Genomic DNA, 14636 nt, shown 5'->3' on the forward strand with positions numbered 1-14636 from the left:
AATACCTCACGCGTTGCTGTCCGGCTGGGCCGCAGGGTCCTGCGGCGGTAGCCGCACGTTGCGCGAAGGCACCACGGTGGAGATGGCGTGCTTGTAGACCATCTGACTGACGGTGTTGCGCAACAGGATCACGAACTGATCGAACGACTCGATCTGTCCCTGCAGCTTGATGCCGTTGACCAGGAAAATCGAAACCGGAATGCGCTCCTTGCGCAGAATGTTCAGGTACGGGTCTTGAAGGGACTGCCCTTTGGACATGTTACCTCTCCCTAATACGTTCTCATGAGGGGTGGAAGTTGTGTTCTTTCTCGGCTGGTCACCCGGCCACTCGAAGCCAACATCTTACGCTAAGAGCCCGATTCACGCACGAATTTCAGGACCGTGTCCAATGCATGCCGGCTTTGACTATCGACCCAGTGTAGCGCCGTCCAGCTCCGCAGCCAGGTCAATTGACGCTTGGCCAGCTGCCGGGTCGCCACCACGGTGCGTTGACGCAGTTGTTCGAGATCGCCCCTGCCGTCGAGGTATTCCCAAGCCTGGCGGTAACCCACGCTTTTCATCGATGGCAGACCGAGATGCAGGTCATCACGCACCTTCAGCGCCTCGACTTCGGCAATGAGGCCGGCCGCCAGCATGATCTCGAAACGTGCGCCGATGCGCTCATGCAGGACACGACGATCAAAAGGCGTGAAACCTATCGACAACACTTCCCAGGGGAAGGTTTCAGGACGTTGCCGACGCCACAGCTCGGTCAGGGTCGTGCCGCTCGCCCGATAAACCTCCAGCGCTCGCATCAGGCGCTGCGGATCGTTGGGATGAATGCGGCGGGCAGCATCGGGATCGACCCTGGCGAGCTCGGCGTGCAGTCCAGCCAGACCGCTACGCTCGAGCTGCCGCGCCAGTTCGGCGCGTATCGCCGGATCGGCCGCCGGCAGGTTGGCCACCCCCTCTAGCAGGCGCTTGGCATACATCATGGTGCCGCCGACCAGCAGCGGGGTGCGACCGGCTGCGGTTATTCGCCGCATCTCGCGGCGCGCATCCTCGCGGAAATCCGCCGCCGAATAGGGTTCAGCCGGATCACGGATGTCGATCAGCCGGTGCGGGGCGCGCGCCAGCTCCTCCGGCGACGGCTTGGCGCTGCCGATATCCATGCCGCGGTAGACCATCGCCGAGTCCATGCTGATCAGTTCGCAGTCGAGCCGCTCATGCAGCGCAATGGCCAGGTCGGTCTTGCCGGCGGCAGTAGGGCCCATCAAGAGGATGGCGAGCGGACGTCTTGGAGACATGAACTTGGCGCTTCCTTACTGCCCACGCAGGAAAAGACGGTCGAGTTGCTTGAGCGACATCTCGGTCCAGGTGGGCCGGCCATGGTTGCACTGGCCGCTGCGCTCAGTGCGCTCCATGTCGCGCAGCAAGGCATTCATCTCGGTCGTGGTCAGGCGACGGTTGGCACGAACGCTGCCGTGACAAGCCATCGTGGCTAGCAGTTCGTTGATCCGAGCCTCGAGCCGGTCGGAGCGGCCATAGCGCTCCAGGTCGCCGAGCATGTCGCGGATCAGCGGCTCGACGTCGGCATCGGCCAGCAGCGCCGGAACCTGACGCACCAGCAGGGTCTCGGGCCCCGCCACGTCGAGCTCGACGCCCAGGCGGCTGAATGCATCGCGTTCGGCCTCGGCGGTCGCCACCTCGGCGTGGCTGGCAGCCATCGACACCGGTACAAGCAGCGGCTGCGCTTCCAGTACCCCCTTGTGTACCTGATCCTTCATGCGTTCGTAGACGATACGTTCATGAGCGGCGTGCATATCGACGATGAGCAGCCCCTGTGCCGTCTGCGACAGGATGTAGATGCCGTGCAACTGGGCGATGGCAAAGCCCAGCGGCGGTATGCCGCTGCCCTCCTCCGCCGGCGGCAGCTGGGAGGATGCCGCCGTGGCCGCCAGTGCCGCAGAGGAGGGCGACATTCCGGCGCCAGCCGGCTCGTCACCGACCGGCTGCGGCGTCAGCAGGCGGTCTTCATGGTCGGGATGCAGCGCGCGATAGCCGCTCATGAAGGCGCGCACGCGATCGGCCGTGACCCTCTCTGCCGACTCGCTGGCGTGATGCAACCCGATGGGCTGCTGTTGCCAGCGCCCGGCCGGCTCCTGCACCGCACTTTCGCCACCCTGACTCGCAACGGGGAGTGTCGTGTCGGTGTCGCTCCCATCACCCTCCTCATGCGAGCCAGGGCGCGTCTCGGCCAACGCCCGGTGCAGGCTGGAGAAGAGAAAGTCGTGCACCAGCCGGCCGTCACGGAAGCGAACCTCATGCTTGGTGGGGTGGACGTTGACGTCCACCACCGTGGGATCGACCTCCAGGTAGAGTACGAACACCGGATGGCGGCCGTGGAAGAGCACGTCGCGGTACGCTTGGCGGATCGCATGTGCCACCAGTCGGTCGCGAACCACCCGGCCGTTGACGAAGAAGTACTGCTGATCGGCCTGGGCACGGGAATGCGTCGGCAAGCCCACCCAGCCCCACAGGCGCAGCCCGCCGGCCGCCAGGTCGAGATGCAGGGCGTTGTCTAGGAAGCCCTTGCCCAGCAGCGCGGCGATACGGCGCTCGCGACGAGGAGCGTCGTCACCCGGCGGCAACTGATGCACGGTCTTCTGGTTGTGGCGCAGCACCCAGGCGATGTCGTAGCGCGAAAGTGCGAGCCGGCGGAAGGCTTCCTCCACATGCCCGTATTCGGTCTTCTCGGTGCGCAGGAACTTGCGCCGTGCCGGCGTGTTGAAAAACAGGTCGCGCACTGTGACCGAAGTGCCCCGCGGGTGGGGCGCCGGAGTGACACGGGGCTCCATCTGGCGCCCTTCGGCCACCACGCGCCAGCCGCTGCGCGGTTCGTCCTCAACGTTGGCGACGAGTTCCAGGCGCGAGACCGAGCTGATGGAGGCCAGCGCCTCGCCACGGAAGCCGAGGCTGGCCACGCCCTCCAGATCCTCCAGCGAGGCGATCTTGCTGGTGGCGTGCCGCGACAGCGCCAGCGGCAGGTCGTCCTCAGCGATTCCACTGCCGTCGTCGCGCACGCGGATCAGCCGTACCCCGCCGGACTCGAGCTCAACTTCGATACGCGTGCTGCCGGCATCGATGGCGTTCTCTACCAGTTCCTTGACCACCGATGCCGGGCGCTCCACCACCTCACCGGCGGCGATCTGGTTGGCCAGCCTGGGATCGAGGACGCGGATGCGTCGTGTTTCTTCGACTACCGTCATGAGCGCGGAATCCGTAGTACCTGTCCGACGCGGATCACGTCGCCATTGAGTTCGTTGGCCTGTTTGAGCTGCGCCACCGGCACGCCGTGGCGGGCGGCAATCTGCGACAGCGTGTCGCCCGGCTGGATGCGGTATTCGTTGCCCGAGGGCGTACGCTGATTGTCGCGCTGCCAGGCCAGCAGACTCGCCGGGGGCGGGTTGCTGCGGAAGTGAGCCCGGATTCCCTCGAAAATGGACTCCGACATCCGCTGCTGATGACCCGAGTCGCGCAGGCGACGCTCTTCGTCGGGGTTCGAGATGAAGCCCGTTTCGATCAGCAGCGAGGGGATGTCAGGCGACTTCAGCACCATGAAGCCGGCCTGCTCGACTCGCGACTTGTGCAGGCGGTTGACGCGACCCAATTGATCGAGTACCTGCCCGCCGATGGCCAGAGAGTCGTTGAGAGTCGCTGTCATGGTCAGGTCGAGGAGCACGCCGCGCAGCACCTCGTCCTTGTCGTTGAGCGAGAGATTGCCGTCCACACCGCCGATCAGGTCGGCCTGGTTCTCGCTCGCCGCCAGCCACTGAGCGGTCTCCGACGTGGCACCGCGCTGGGACAGGGCATAGACCGAGCTGCCATTGGGGCGGGGGCTATTGAAGGCATCGGCATGGATCGAGACGAAGAAATCGGCCTTCTGCTCACGGGCAATACGAGTACGCTGGCGCAGCCCAATATAGTAGTCGCCATCACGAATCATGACGGCACGAAAGCCCTCGGTATCCTCGACCAGGCGCTGCAGGCGACGGGCGATCTCCAGCACCACGTCCTTCTCTCGCGTGCCGCTGGGGCCGATGGCGCCCGGATCCTCGCCACCGTGGCCGGCATCGATGGCAATGATGATGTCGCGACGCGGATGAGGTGCCGCCGGCTGCTGTGCCACCACCTCGGGGTCGACCCGCGGTGCATCCGCCTCGGCGGCTCCGCTGCGATGCCGATTGGCCGCGATTTCCTGCTCGCGGATCATCGACTCGATCGGGTCGATGGGGTTCTGCACCGCACTCTCGCCCGGATACTCCATGTCCACCACCAGACGGTGACCGTACTGCTCGTTGGGCGGCAAGGTAAAGTGGCGCGGCTCCACCTCGCGGGAAAGATCCAGCACCACGCGCAGACCGCCGCCGTCGCGCCGCCCGCTGCGCACCGCCGTGATGGCGCTGCCCTCCAGCTCCAGGCTTGCCAGATCGGTGTCGAGCCCGCTCTGGTCGAGGTCGATCACCAGACGTCGCGGGTTGTCCAGGGAGAAGACATTGGCCTCGGCATGGGCGGAGAGGTCGAATACCAGTCGCGCATGGTCAGGTGCCGCCCACAGGCGAATATTGTCGACCTGGGCCGCCTGTACCGGTGCGACCGGTACGATCTGCAGCCCCCAGGCCACCAGCAGGCAGCAACGTAGCGCTCGACCGACACGCCCCATGGGCAGGTTTCGCATACTCATCACGGCGTTTCACGCTCTCCGTCGCTGATCATGTCGGCAAGAGCGGCCTCCATCGCCAGTGCCTCGAGCACTGACCGGCCATGTTCGGTATGCGCCTCGAGCCTTGCCTCGCGTCCGGCACCGTCCAGCGATAGCGTCACGCTCAGATCGGGTGGCGGCAGCCAGCCTTCGCCCCGGCTTGGCCACTCGACGATACTCAGGGCATCGTCGGCGAACAGATCACGCCCTCCAATGAACTCCAGCTCTTCGGCGTCGCCCAGGCGGTAGAGGTCGAAGTGGTAGACTCGATAGCCCTTCAGCTCATAGGGCTCGACCAGCGTGTAGGTGGGGCTCTTGACCGCCCCCGTATGTCCACACGCACGCAGGATGCCGCGGGTCAATGTTGTCTTGCCCGCGCCCAACTCCCCCTCGAGATAGATGCGTCCTCGCCCCTTCATGGCCGCTCCCAGGCACTGCCCGAAGATGACCTGACGGTCTTCATCAGCGAGTCTTATGCGCATCGCGCCCCCCTGCAAGCGAATGAACCCCCGGTTCGAAATCGGGGTTGACGATGACTCGGGCATAGGATGCCAGATCGGCAGCCAGCAGACCACGCTCCCCCGCGTCGCGCACGGCCGTGTCAGCGGCCATGGCGTGCACCATGACCCCCAGCCGGGCCGCCACCTCCAGCGGCAGGCCTTGGGCCAGCAGCGCCCCGAGAATCCCCGAGAGCACATCGCCCATGCCACCGGAGGCCATGCCCGGATTGCCGTAGGGACATACTGCCGTGCCGTCCGGCCCCGCTATCAGACTACCGGCCCCCTTGAGCACGACCACTCCGCCATAGCGGCGTTGCAGCTCGCGCACCGCCGCGGGGCGGTCAGTCTCCACCTCCGCCGTGGAGCAGCCCAGCAACCGCCCCGCCTCGCCCGGGTGGGGCGTCAGAACCCAGTCGTCGCGCTGCTTCCCGCAAAAACGGGAGGCGAGCAGGTTAAGCCCATCGGCATCGACAACGAGCGGCTTCGACTCGGCCAACGCCGCCTGCAGCATGCCCTCCCCCCAGGCACCCTGGCCTAGTCCCGGACCGACCACCAGCACATCGGCCTTGCCGGGAAGCTCGCCAAGTTCAGCGGCCCCGCGCAAGCCGTGCACCATCACCTCGGGACGGTAGGTGAGGCAGGCCGTGACATGTTCCGGCGCCGTGGCCAGGCTGATCTTGCCAGCACCCAGGCGCGCCGCCGCCTCGCTGGCGAGCAGCGCCGCACCGCCGAAGCCCGGCGCCCCGCCCAGAATCAGCACATGACCCATGGCGCCCTTATGGGCGTCGCGCGAGCGGGGCGGCAACCACGCCTCGAGCAGAGCCTTGTCCAACAGCTCGGCGGCCGGTACCAGATCGGCATGACGCCGCCCATCGACGCCCAGGGCACGAAAGTGCACCTCGCCGGTACGGGCGGGCGCGCGCCCGGTGTGCAGGCCGACCTTGTCGCCGATGAAGGTCACCGTACGCGTTGCACTTACCGCCACGCCGAGCACCGCCCCGGTATCGGCGGCCAGCCCCGATGGTATGTCGATGGCCAGAACCGGCAGGCTGCTGGCATTGATCGCCTCGATCGCATCGCGGAACTCACCGCGCACCTCGCCGGTGAGGCCGGTACCGAGCAGGGCATCGACGACCACCTCGCCGGTGAACTCGATTCCCTTGCGCCACGGCTCGAGACCCACGCCTGCGGCGGTGGCCATTTCCGCGGCGCGTGCTGCGTCGCCCTCGAGCGCATTCGGCGGCTTCAGCGCAATGCGCTGCACCTCGACACCCGCCACTGCCGCTAGCGCCGCCAGCACGTGGCCGTCGCCGCCATTGTTGCCACCGCCACACAGTACGCTGATGCGCTTCACACCCGGCCAGCGTGCCTTGAGGCTCTGCCACGCCGCCGTGGCCGCCCGCTGCATCAGCGCGAAGCCTTCGATCCCGGCTGCAATGGTGCGACGATCGAGTTCGCGTACCTGCTCAGCACGGTACAGTGGACGCAACGCTACCTGCTCTTGGTCGGAACGATTGCCAGACATCCGGTGTCTCCCTGCCGGCATTGCTTTATCATGGGAGTTTAAGCACCACATCGTTGACGCCAATCCCCCCGCTGTGTTTTTGCCCGGTTTTTTCTCGATCATGCCTCTCCCTGCGACCCTGGACGACAAAGCACTGGCCGAACTGGCCACGACGATCAAGACCTGGGGCCGTGAACTCGGCTTCCAGCAGGTGGGCATCGCCGATGTCGACCTGGCCGCGGACGAGTTGCATCTGCAGCGCTGGATCGATGCCGGCTACCACGGCGAAATGAGCTTCATGGCCAAGCACGGCAGCAAGCGCACGCGCCCCGAGGAGCTGGTACCCGGCACCCTGCGCGTCATCAGCGTGCGCCTGGACTACCTGCCTGCCGAAGTCGAAAGCGCCAAGGTGCTTGGCCAGCCGCAGAAGGCCTATGTCTCGCGCTATGCGGTGGGTCGCGACTACCACAAGCTGATGCGCAAGCGCCTGGCCACCCTGGCCAAGTGGATCGAGGAACGCATCGGCCCGTTCGGCTACCGTGCCTTCGTCGATTCGGCGCCGGTGATGGAGCGCGCCCTGGCGCGCAAGGCCGGGCTCGGCTGGGTGGGCAAGAATGCCATGCTGCTCAACCCGCGGGCGGGCTCGCTGTTCTTTCTCGGCGAACTCTACGTGGACCTGCCGCTGCCCGTCGATCCCCCCTTCGACAGCGAGCACTGCGGCAGCTGCAGCGCCTGCCGCACGGCCTGCCCCACCGGGGCCATCGTCGAGGACAAGGTGGTCGACTCCAGGGCCTGCATCTCCTACCTCACCATCGAGCTGTTCGGCAGCATACCCGAGCGCTTTCGCGAGGCCATGGGCAACCGTGTGTTCGGCTGCGACGACTGCCAGTTGGTTTGCCCGTTCACCCGCTTCACCCGCGCCACGGCAGAGGACGATTTCGCCCCGCGCCACGATCTGGATCGCGCCAGCCTGGTATCGCTGTTCGCCTGGGGCGAGGAAGAGTTCCTCGACAAGACCGCCGGCAGCCCGATCCGTCGCATCGGCTACGAGCGCTGGCTGCGCAACCTGGCGGTGGGGCTGGGCAACGCCCCCTGGAGCGAAGCCGTGGAGGCAGCCCTGCGCGCCCGCCTCGCCTACCCCTCCGATCTGGTGCGTGAACACGTGCGCTGGGCGCTCGGGCGGCAGCGCGAGAAGCGTGGCAGAGTCATCGCCAGTGTCTGATTGTTGGCTGAACCGCGGCTCAAGATGCCAACGCTAGCGGCGCCGGGGACAGGGCGAAGCGGAGGTCTTTTGCCATGGATGGCAAAAGTAGCGCCCAGGGATGGGTTCACAGCGCCTCCGCGCAGCCCTGTCGACGGAGTAGCCGCGGGATCAAGCCCGCTGCCCTCATTGTCAGCGCTCGTCTCCCGTTGCCGCAGGATCACTCCTCCTCGTCACGCTCGCTGCCGGCCAGGCGCAAGAAGGTATTGCGGTAGTGCGCCAGCTCGTCCAGCGATTCGCGAATGTCATCCAGCGCCTGATGGGTGTTGCGCTTGTTGAAGCCGGCCAGCGCGCCCGGGTTCCAGCGCTTGGCTAGTTCCTTCAGGGTCGAGACGTCCAGGTTGCGATAGTGGAAGAAGGCCAGCAACTCGCGCATCTCGCGCTCGAGGAAGCGCCGATCCTGATGCACGCTGTTGCCGCACATGGGCGAGGTGCCAGGCACCACGTATTGCTTCAGGAACTCGAGGGTCTGCCGCTCGGCCTCGGCGGTGTCGATACGGCTCTGCTTGACCCGCTCGACCAGGCCAGACTCGCCGTGGGTCTTCTGGTTCCACTCGTCCATGGCGGCGAGCAGGCTGTCGGGCTGGTGCACGGCGATCACTGGTCCTTCGGCGATCAGATTGAGATCGTTGTCGGTAATCAGCGTTGCCACTTCGATGATGCGCTCACGCTCGGGCTCGAGTCCGGTCATCTCGAGGTCGATCCATACCAGCAGATCGTCGCGTGGCGCAGGCATGTTGGGCATGGGTCAGGCTCCTGGGTTGAAGGGCGCGGCAGGACAGGCCGAGCCACGCTGGGTACAATGCCGCTATTGTAACGATCTTCGGGCGCTCATGAGCAAACGCAAGCTGAGTCGCCAGCAACGCTGGCGGATCGAAAAGATACAGGCCGAGCGGTCTCGGCGCGCCGAGCAGCGCGACGCCAAGGAGTCGCAAAAGCTCGCCGCCGGCGAGTACGGGCCCGAACGCCCGGGCCGGGTCATTGCCCATTACGGCCGCACGCTGGATGTCCAGAACGACGCCGGCGAGGCCAGCGTACGCTGCCACCTGCGTGCCAACCTTGAGGGCCTGGTCACCGGCGACAGGGTCACCTGGCGCGCGGCCCAGGATGCCGAAGGCAACATCGTCGAGGGCGTGGTGGTGGCTCGCAGCGAGCGCCAGAACGTGCTCGAACGCCCGGATGCCCGAGGCCAGCTCAAGCCGGTGGCGGCCAACATCGACCAGATCCTGATCGTCTTTGCCGTGGAGCCGGCGCCGCACCCCAATCTGATCGACCGCTACCTGGTGGCCGCCGAGGCCACCGGCATCGCCCCGGTGCTGGTGCTCAACAAGATCGATCTGCTGCCCGAAAATGGCGGCGAGCTGCGCGCGCTGCTGGCGCGCTATGAAGCGCTCGGCTATCCGGTGGTGACCACCACCACCGCCCGCGAGACGGGCCTTGATGAGCTGCTGGAACGCCTGGCCGGGCGTACCTCGGTGTTCGTCGGCCAGAGCGGCGTGGGCAAGTCATCGCTGATCGACCGCCTGCTGCCCGATGAATCGCTGCGCATCGGCGAGCTGTCGAAGGATTCACGCAAGGGCACCCATACCACCACCACGGCCCGCCTCTACCGCTTGCCCACCGCCGACGACGCCGAGCTGATCGACTCGCCGGGTATTCGGGAATTCGGCCTGATTCACCTGGACGAACGGCAGGTTGCCGAAGGCTTTATCGAATTTCGCGACTTCCTCGGCCGCTGCCGCTTTCGCGACTGCCGCCATCGTCAGGAGCCGGGCTGCGCCCTGCTCGAGGCAGTCGAGCGCGGCAAGATCCACCCCGCGCGTTTTGCCAGCTACCGCCATATCGTCGATAGTCTCAGCGAGACCTGATTCGGCCCGCACGAGCAAGAGGAGAGCGCCATGAGTTCCGAAGAGAATCTGCTACCGCTGATCGTCGAGCCAGAACAGCTCGCCGCGCACCTGGACGATTCACAGTTGTTGATCGTCGATGTGCCACTCAAGGCCGAAAGCTACCAGGAGGGGCACGTGCCCGGCGCGGTCTTTCTCGACTATCGCCGCCTGCTGCGCGGCGAGGGCGAGGTGCCCAACGAGGTGCCTAGCCCCGAGGCACTGTCGCAGCTGTTCTCGTCGCTTGGCCTCACCCGCGATACCCATGTGGTCGCCTATGACGACGAGGGCGGCGGCTGGGCCGGGCGTCTGCTGTGGACGCTGGAGCTGATTGGCCACACCCGATACTCCTATCTCAACGGCGGCATCCACGCCTGGCATCAGGCCGGCCTGCCGGCCTCCCGTGAGTCGACCTCGCCGACGCCCAGCGAGTACGAGGCCGAGGTCCTGCACCCACAGGTCGCCATCGACCGCTTCGAGCTGCAGGAACGCCTGGGTGAGAAGGGTTTCGCGGTATGGGATGCCCGCTCAGCGGCGGAATACCGCGGCGAGAAAGGCGAGAACAAGCGGCTCGGGCACATTCCCGGTGCGGTCAACATGGAGTGGACCGAAGCCATGGACAGGGAGCGTGCCCTGCGCATTCGCGACTACGCCGAGCTGATCACCGAACTCGAGGCGCTGGGGCTCACGCCGGATATGGAAGTAGTCACTCACTGCCAGAGCCACCATCGCAGCGGCTTCACCTGGCTGGTGGGCAAGGCACTGGGTTTCGAGAACATTCGCGGCTACGCCGGTTCCTGGAAGGAGTGGGGCAACCGCGACGATACGCCGATAGAGAAGTAAACCAACTACACGACAGCCAACCGGGCAGGCAACGACGCGACCTTAGCGGGGCCGCTGCCATGAGCGAGCCGAGTAGCGCAAATCGACAGGGATGTCGATTTAGGACGTGTGCGTCGCGACAGGCAAGAGGTACCTTGATCCTGCTCGGCGCATCACTCGGCTCGCGAGTGCCAGGGTTTCGGCACCGATTGTCGCGAATCGCCTTGTCCGGTTGGCTCAACCAGACCGCTACGGAACCGTTACTTTGTCTCTTTCCAAGTTCTTCGCCCTGATCCAGTATCCGCTTCCCCATCACCTGCTCTCGCGGCTGGTGGGCTATCTTGCCGAAACCCGCATCGCCTGGCTGAAGAATGCGCTGATCCGTGCCTTCATCAAGGCCTTCGAGGTCGACATGCGCGAGGCCGCCGAGCCTGACCCCACCGCCTACGCCACCTTCAACGACTTCTTCACCCGTGAGCTGAAGCCCGATGCCCGCCCCCTGGGCGAGGGCCTGCTCTGCCCCGCCGACGGTAACCTGTCCCAATTCGGCCCCGTCGAGGCCGACAAGCTCTTGCAAGCCAAGGGGCACCGCTTTTCGATGGTCGACCTGCTCGGCGGCGACGCCGAGGCGGCCAGGCGCTACAGTGGCGGCAGTTACGCCAACGTCTATCTCTCGCCCAAGGATTATCATCGAGTGCACATGCCGCTGGCCGGCACCCTGACCGAGATGGTCTACGTGCCGGGGCGGCTGTTCTCGGTCAACTCGGCGACTACCGACCACGTACCCAACCTGTTTGCCCGCAACGAGCGCCTGGTGTGCCACTTCGATACCGAATACGGCCCCATGGCGGTGGTGCTGGTCGGGGCGATGATCGTAGCCGCCATCGAGACGGTGTGGGCCGGTCAGATCACGCCGCTCTCGGGCCAGGTGCAACGCATCCGTTTCGATCAGCCGATTCGCCTGGAGCGCGGCGAGGAGATGGGCCGCTTCAAGCTCGGCTCCACCGTGGTGATGGCCTTCGCCGGCAAGGTCGATTATGACTCCCACCTGGCGCCCAAGACCAAGGTCAGCATGGGCCAGTCGCTGGGCGGCTTTCCACAGTCAAACACGCCCGACTTCGTCTAGGCGCCCTCAGCAGCGCGGCGTGGCAAAGGCCATCACCTCCGCCACGCTCGATTTTTCCAGAGCCAGCTGAATCAGCCGGTCGATACCCAGCGCCACGCCGCTGCCGGTCGGCATGCCGTGCTCCAGTGCGGACAGCAGGCGCTGGTCCACGGCCACCTCGGGCAGGCCCAGCCGTCGGCGGGCGGCGTTGTCTTCGGCGAAACGGGCGCGCTGCTCGGCGGCATCGGTGAGTTCGTCGTAGCCGTTGGCGAGCTCCAGCCCTTCGAGGTAGACCTCGAAGCGCGAGGCGACCCACTCGCCGTCCTCCGGGTCGCGATGGCGCCGCGCCAATGCTGCCTGGCTGGCCGGGTAGTCCACTACCACGTCGAGCCCCTCGCGCCCAAGCGTAGGCTCGATGGCCAGGCTCATCAGCAGGTCGAGGCAGTCGTCGCGTGCGGCATCGCGCATGTCGAGCCCGCCGCGCTCGCCGGCCAGGCGCCGTAACGTATTGAGATCGACGCTGAAGGGGTCGAGCCCCAGCCCCTTGCGGAACAGCTCGCGGTAGCGGCGCCGCCGTAGCGGCCCAGGATCGCAGTCGAGCACCTGACGAATCAGCGCCACGACCTCCTCGATCAGCTCGTCGAGGGAAAAGCCCGGTCGATACCACTCCAGCATGGTGAACTCGATGTTGTGGCGGCCGCCCACCTCGCCGTCGCGAAAGCTTCGCGCCAACTGGAAGATAGGCCCGCTGCCGGCGACCAGCAGTCGCTTCATGTGGAACTCAGGCGACGTCTGCAACCACAGCCGCTCACGCCCCGCCGGTGTGGTCGCCTCGAGCGACAGCGAGGCCAGGTGCACGTCGGTGCTGCCGCCGTGGCCCAGCACCGGCGTCTCCACCTCCAGCACGCCGCGCTCGGCAAAGAATGCCCGCACCGCGGCCAGCAGCCGCGCCCGCTCGTGCAAGGTCGCCATGGTGGCAGTGGGCTGCCAATCGATCTCTTGCATGGTTGTCACCATCGAAAACGCCGAGCCCAACGGGACTCGGCGTTGAAACAGCTAGGCACCCGGTCAGGCGCGTGACACATATTCGCCGGAGCGCGTATCGACTTTAAGCACTTCGCCCTGGTTGATGAATAGCGGCACCCGCACCACGGCGCCAGAAGAGAGCGTGGCCGGCTTGGAGCCGCCCTGGGCGGTGTCACCCTTGAGGCCCGGGTCGGTCTCGACCACCTCCAGCTCGATGAAGTTGGGCGGTGTCACGCTGATGGCGTTGTCGTTCCACAGGGTCACGGTGTATGCCACCTGCTCCTTGAGCCATTTGAGAGTGTCGCCCAGCGCCTTCTGCTCCACGGCGTACTGCTCGAAGGAACCGTCGGTCTTCATGAAGTGCCACATGTCGCCGTCGGTGTAGAGGTATTCCATCTCGAGGTCTACCACGTCGGCGCCTTCCAGGGATTCGCCCGACTTGAAGGTACGCTCCCACACGCGGCCGGTGATCAGGTTGCGCAGCTTCACGCGGTTGAACGCCTGGCCCTTGCCCGGCTTGACGAATTCGTTCTCGACGATCGCGCAGGGGTCGCCGTCCAGCATCACCTTCAGACCGCCCTTGAATTCGTTGGTAGAATAGCTAGCCATGTTGCCTCTCGAATGATCGGGCGCGCCGCAGCAGGCTCTGAGCGCGCAAAAAAAACCGAATCGACGAGGATTCGAGCCCTCGCCCCTTTGTGACTGGTGTGCCGCATGATAACCCGAAGCTCCGCCCTTTTGCAGAGACCGGAATCGCCAAGCGCTGACGTGACGCCCTTGTCGCTGCCAAGCGCCTGGCAGACCCAGCTGTCGCGGGCGGTCCGCGCCCCGCATGAGCTGTGTCGGCGCCTGGGCCTGGATGATTCCTGGCTGCCCGGCGCCGAGGCGGGCCATGCCCTGTTCGAGGTGAGGGTACCCGAGGCCTTCCTGGCCCGCATGCGCTACGGCGATCCGCGCGATCCCCTGCTGCGCCAGGTACTGCCGCTGATCGCCGAGAACGAGAACGTACCCGGCTACGTGATCGATCCGCTGGAAGAGGCCGAGCACACGCCGGGGCCGGGGCTGATCCATAAGTACGCCGGCCGCGTACTGTTGATCGCGAGCCCCGCCTGCGCGGTGAACTGCCGCTACTGCTTCCGTCGCCACTTCCCCTATGACGACAACAGCCCCTCGCGAGCCCAGTGGGAGCGCTCCCTCGACACGCTGAGGCAGGATGCATCGATCCACGAGGCGATCCTCTCCGGCGGCGACCCGCTGGCCGCCAACGACCGCCAGCTCGCCTGGCTGGTCGAGCGCCTCGAGGCAATTCCTCACCTCAGGCGCCTGCGCCTCCACACCCGCCTGCCGGTGGTTATACCGGATCGGGTCGACGACGCCCTGCTCGGCTGGCTCGGCGCCACGCGACTGCAGAAGGTGATGGTGCTGCATATCAATCACGCCCAGGAGATCGACGAGGCCGTGATCGAGGCTTGCACGCGGCTGAAGGCCGCTGGCGTGACGCTGCTCAACCAGAGCGTGCTGCTGCGCGGCGTCAACGACTCGGTCGAAGCGTTGGCCCAGCTCTCCGAACGGCTGTTCGAGGCCGGCGTGCTGCCCTACTACCTGCACGTGCTCGACCCGGTGGCCGGCGCAGCCCACTTCGATGTGCCCGACGAAGAGGCCCGCGAACTTGTCGCGGGCCTGCGCGAGGTGCTGCCGGGCTTTTTGCTGCCGCGCCTGGTGCGCGAGGTACCGGGAGAGTCTAGCAAGACGCCGCTGTAGCCCCATGTCGCGCTCGCTTCATGCGGTCCC

The 14636-nt window shown here is 66.1% G+C and carries 14 protein-coding genes; 5 read left to right on the plus strand and 9 right to left on the minus strand.

Annotated elements, in window-relative coordinates; all coding sequences use genetic code 11:
• Window positions 1–6: 6 nt before the first annotated feature.
• The 6 genes from hfq to KPL81_RS00465 form a co-directional block, all read right to left on the minus strand.
• Complete coding sequence (hfq, locus tag KPL81_RS00440; protein WP_103968388.1) at window positions 7–258, minus strand: RNA chaperone Hfq; 252 nt, start codon at window positions 256–258, stop codon at window positions 7–9.
• A gap of 89 nt (window positions 259–347) precedes the next feature.
• Complete coding sequence (gene miaA / locus KPL81_RS00445; protein WP_209473459.1) at window positions 348–1286, minus strand: tRNA (adenosine(37)-N6)-dimethylallyltransferase MiaA; 939 nt, start codon at window positions 1284–1286, stop codon at window positions 348–350.
• Between the two features lie 15 nt (window positions 1287–1301).
• Window positions 1302–3248 (minus strand): DNA mismatch repair endonuclease MutL, encoded by a 1947-nt coding sequence (gene mutL, locus KPL81_RS00450; protein ID WP_219790247.1) that lies wholly within the window; start codon window positions 3246–3248, stop codon window positions 1302–1304.
• On the minus strand, window positions 3245–4723 hold the full coding sequence (locus tag KPL81_RS00455) for an N-acetylmuramoyl-L-alanine amidase (protein WP_240548990.1): 1479 nt from the start codon (window positions 4721–4723) through the stop codon (window positions 3245–3247). The genes mutL and KPL81_RS00455 overlap by 4 nt, the downstream gene beginning before the upstream one ends.
• On the minus strand, window positions 4723–5223 hold the full coding sequence (tsaE, locus tag KPL81_RS00460; protein WP_219790248.1) for a tRNA (adenosine(37)-N6)-threonylcarbamoyltransferase complex ATPase subunit type 1 TsaE: 501 nt from the start codon (window positions 5221–5223) through the stop codon (window positions 4723–4725). The genes KPL81_RS00455 and tsaE overlap by 1 nt, the downstream gene beginning before the upstream one ends.
• Window positions 5204–6766, minus strand: coding sequence for an NAD(P)H-hydrate dehydratase (locus KPL81_RS00465; RefSeq protein ID WP_219790249.1), 1563 nt, complete (start codon window positions 6764–6766; stop codon window positions 5204–5206). Before KPL81_RS00465 ends, tsaE begins: the two co-directional genes overlap by 20 nt.
• 100 nt (window positions 6767–6866) lie before the next feature.
• On the opposite strand from KPL81_RS00465, the gene queG reads away from it, so the two are divergent.
• On the plus strand, window positions 6867–7967 hold the full coding sequence (gene queG, locus KPL81_RS00470; protein WP_219790250.1) for a tRNA epoxyqueuosine(34) reductase QueG: 1101 nt from the start codon (window positions 6867–6869) through the stop codon (window positions 7965–7967).
• Window positions 7968–8166: 199 nt separating this feature from the next.
• Here queG and orn read toward each other — a convergent pair whose 3' ends face one another.
• Window positions 8167–8751, minus strand: a complete 585-nt coding sequence (gene orn, locus KPL81_RS00475; protein ID WP_219790251.1) for an oligoribonuclease — start codon at window positions 8749–8751, stop codon at window positions 8167–8169.
• Window positions 8752–8839: 88 nt separating this feature from the next.
• Here orn and rsgA point away from each other — a divergent pair, with 88 nt between their 5' ends.
• From rsgA to asd, 3 genes are all read left to right on the plus strand, one after another.
• A complete protein-coding gene (rsgA, locus tag KPL81_RS00480) occupies window positions 8840–9874 on the plus strand; it encodes a small ribosomal subunit biogenesis GTPase RsgA (protein ID WP_219790252.1) in 1035 nt (344 codons plus the stop codon).
• A gap of 30 nt (window positions 9875–9904) precedes the next feature.
• Window positions 9905–10735 carry a sulfurtransferase gene (locus tag KPL81_RS00485; RefSeq protein WP_209473466.1) on the plus strand — a complete coding sequence of 277 codons (831 nt, stop codon included), beginning with the start codon at window positions 9905–9907 and terminating at the stop codon, window positions 10733–10735.
• 244 nt (window positions 10736–10979) lie between these two features.
• A complete protein-coding gene (gene asd / locus KPL81_RS00490) occupies window positions 10980–11840 on the plus strand; it encodes an archaetidylserine decarboxylase (protein WP_219790253.1) in 861 nt (286 codons plus the stop codon).
• A gap of 6 nt (window positions 11841–11846) precedes the next feature.
• On the opposite strand, the gene epmA is transcribed toward asd, so the two are convergent.
• Both epmA and efp read right to left on the minus strand, forming a co-directional pair.
• Window positions 11847–12824, minus strand: coding sequence for an EF-P lysine aminoacylase EpmA (epmA, locus tag KPL81_RS00495; protein WP_219790254.1), 978 nt, complete (start codon window positions 12822–12824; stop codon window positions 11847–11849).
• Between the two features lie 63 nt (window positions 12825–12887).
• Complete coding sequence (gene efp, locus KPL81_RS00500; protein WP_209473469.1) at window positions 12888–13454, minus strand: elongation factor P; 567 nt, start codon at window positions 13452–13454, stop codon at window positions 12888–12890.
• 105 nt (window positions 13455–13559) lie between these two features.
• On the opposite strand from efp, the gene epmB reads away from it, so the two are divergent.
• Window positions 13560–14606, plus strand: coding sequence for an EF-P beta-lysylation protein EpmB (epmB, locus tag KPL81_RS00505; RefSeq protein WP_219790255.1), 1047 nt, complete (start codon window positions 13560–13562; stop codon window positions 14604–14606).
• The last annotated feature ends 30 nt before the right edge of the window (window positions 14607–14636 follow it).

This window comes from Billgrantia antri, assembly GCF_019430905.1.
GTDB classification, from domain to species: domain Bacteria; phylum Pseudomonadota; class Gammaproteobacteria; order Pseudomonadales; family Halomonadaceae; genus Halomonas; species Halomonas antri.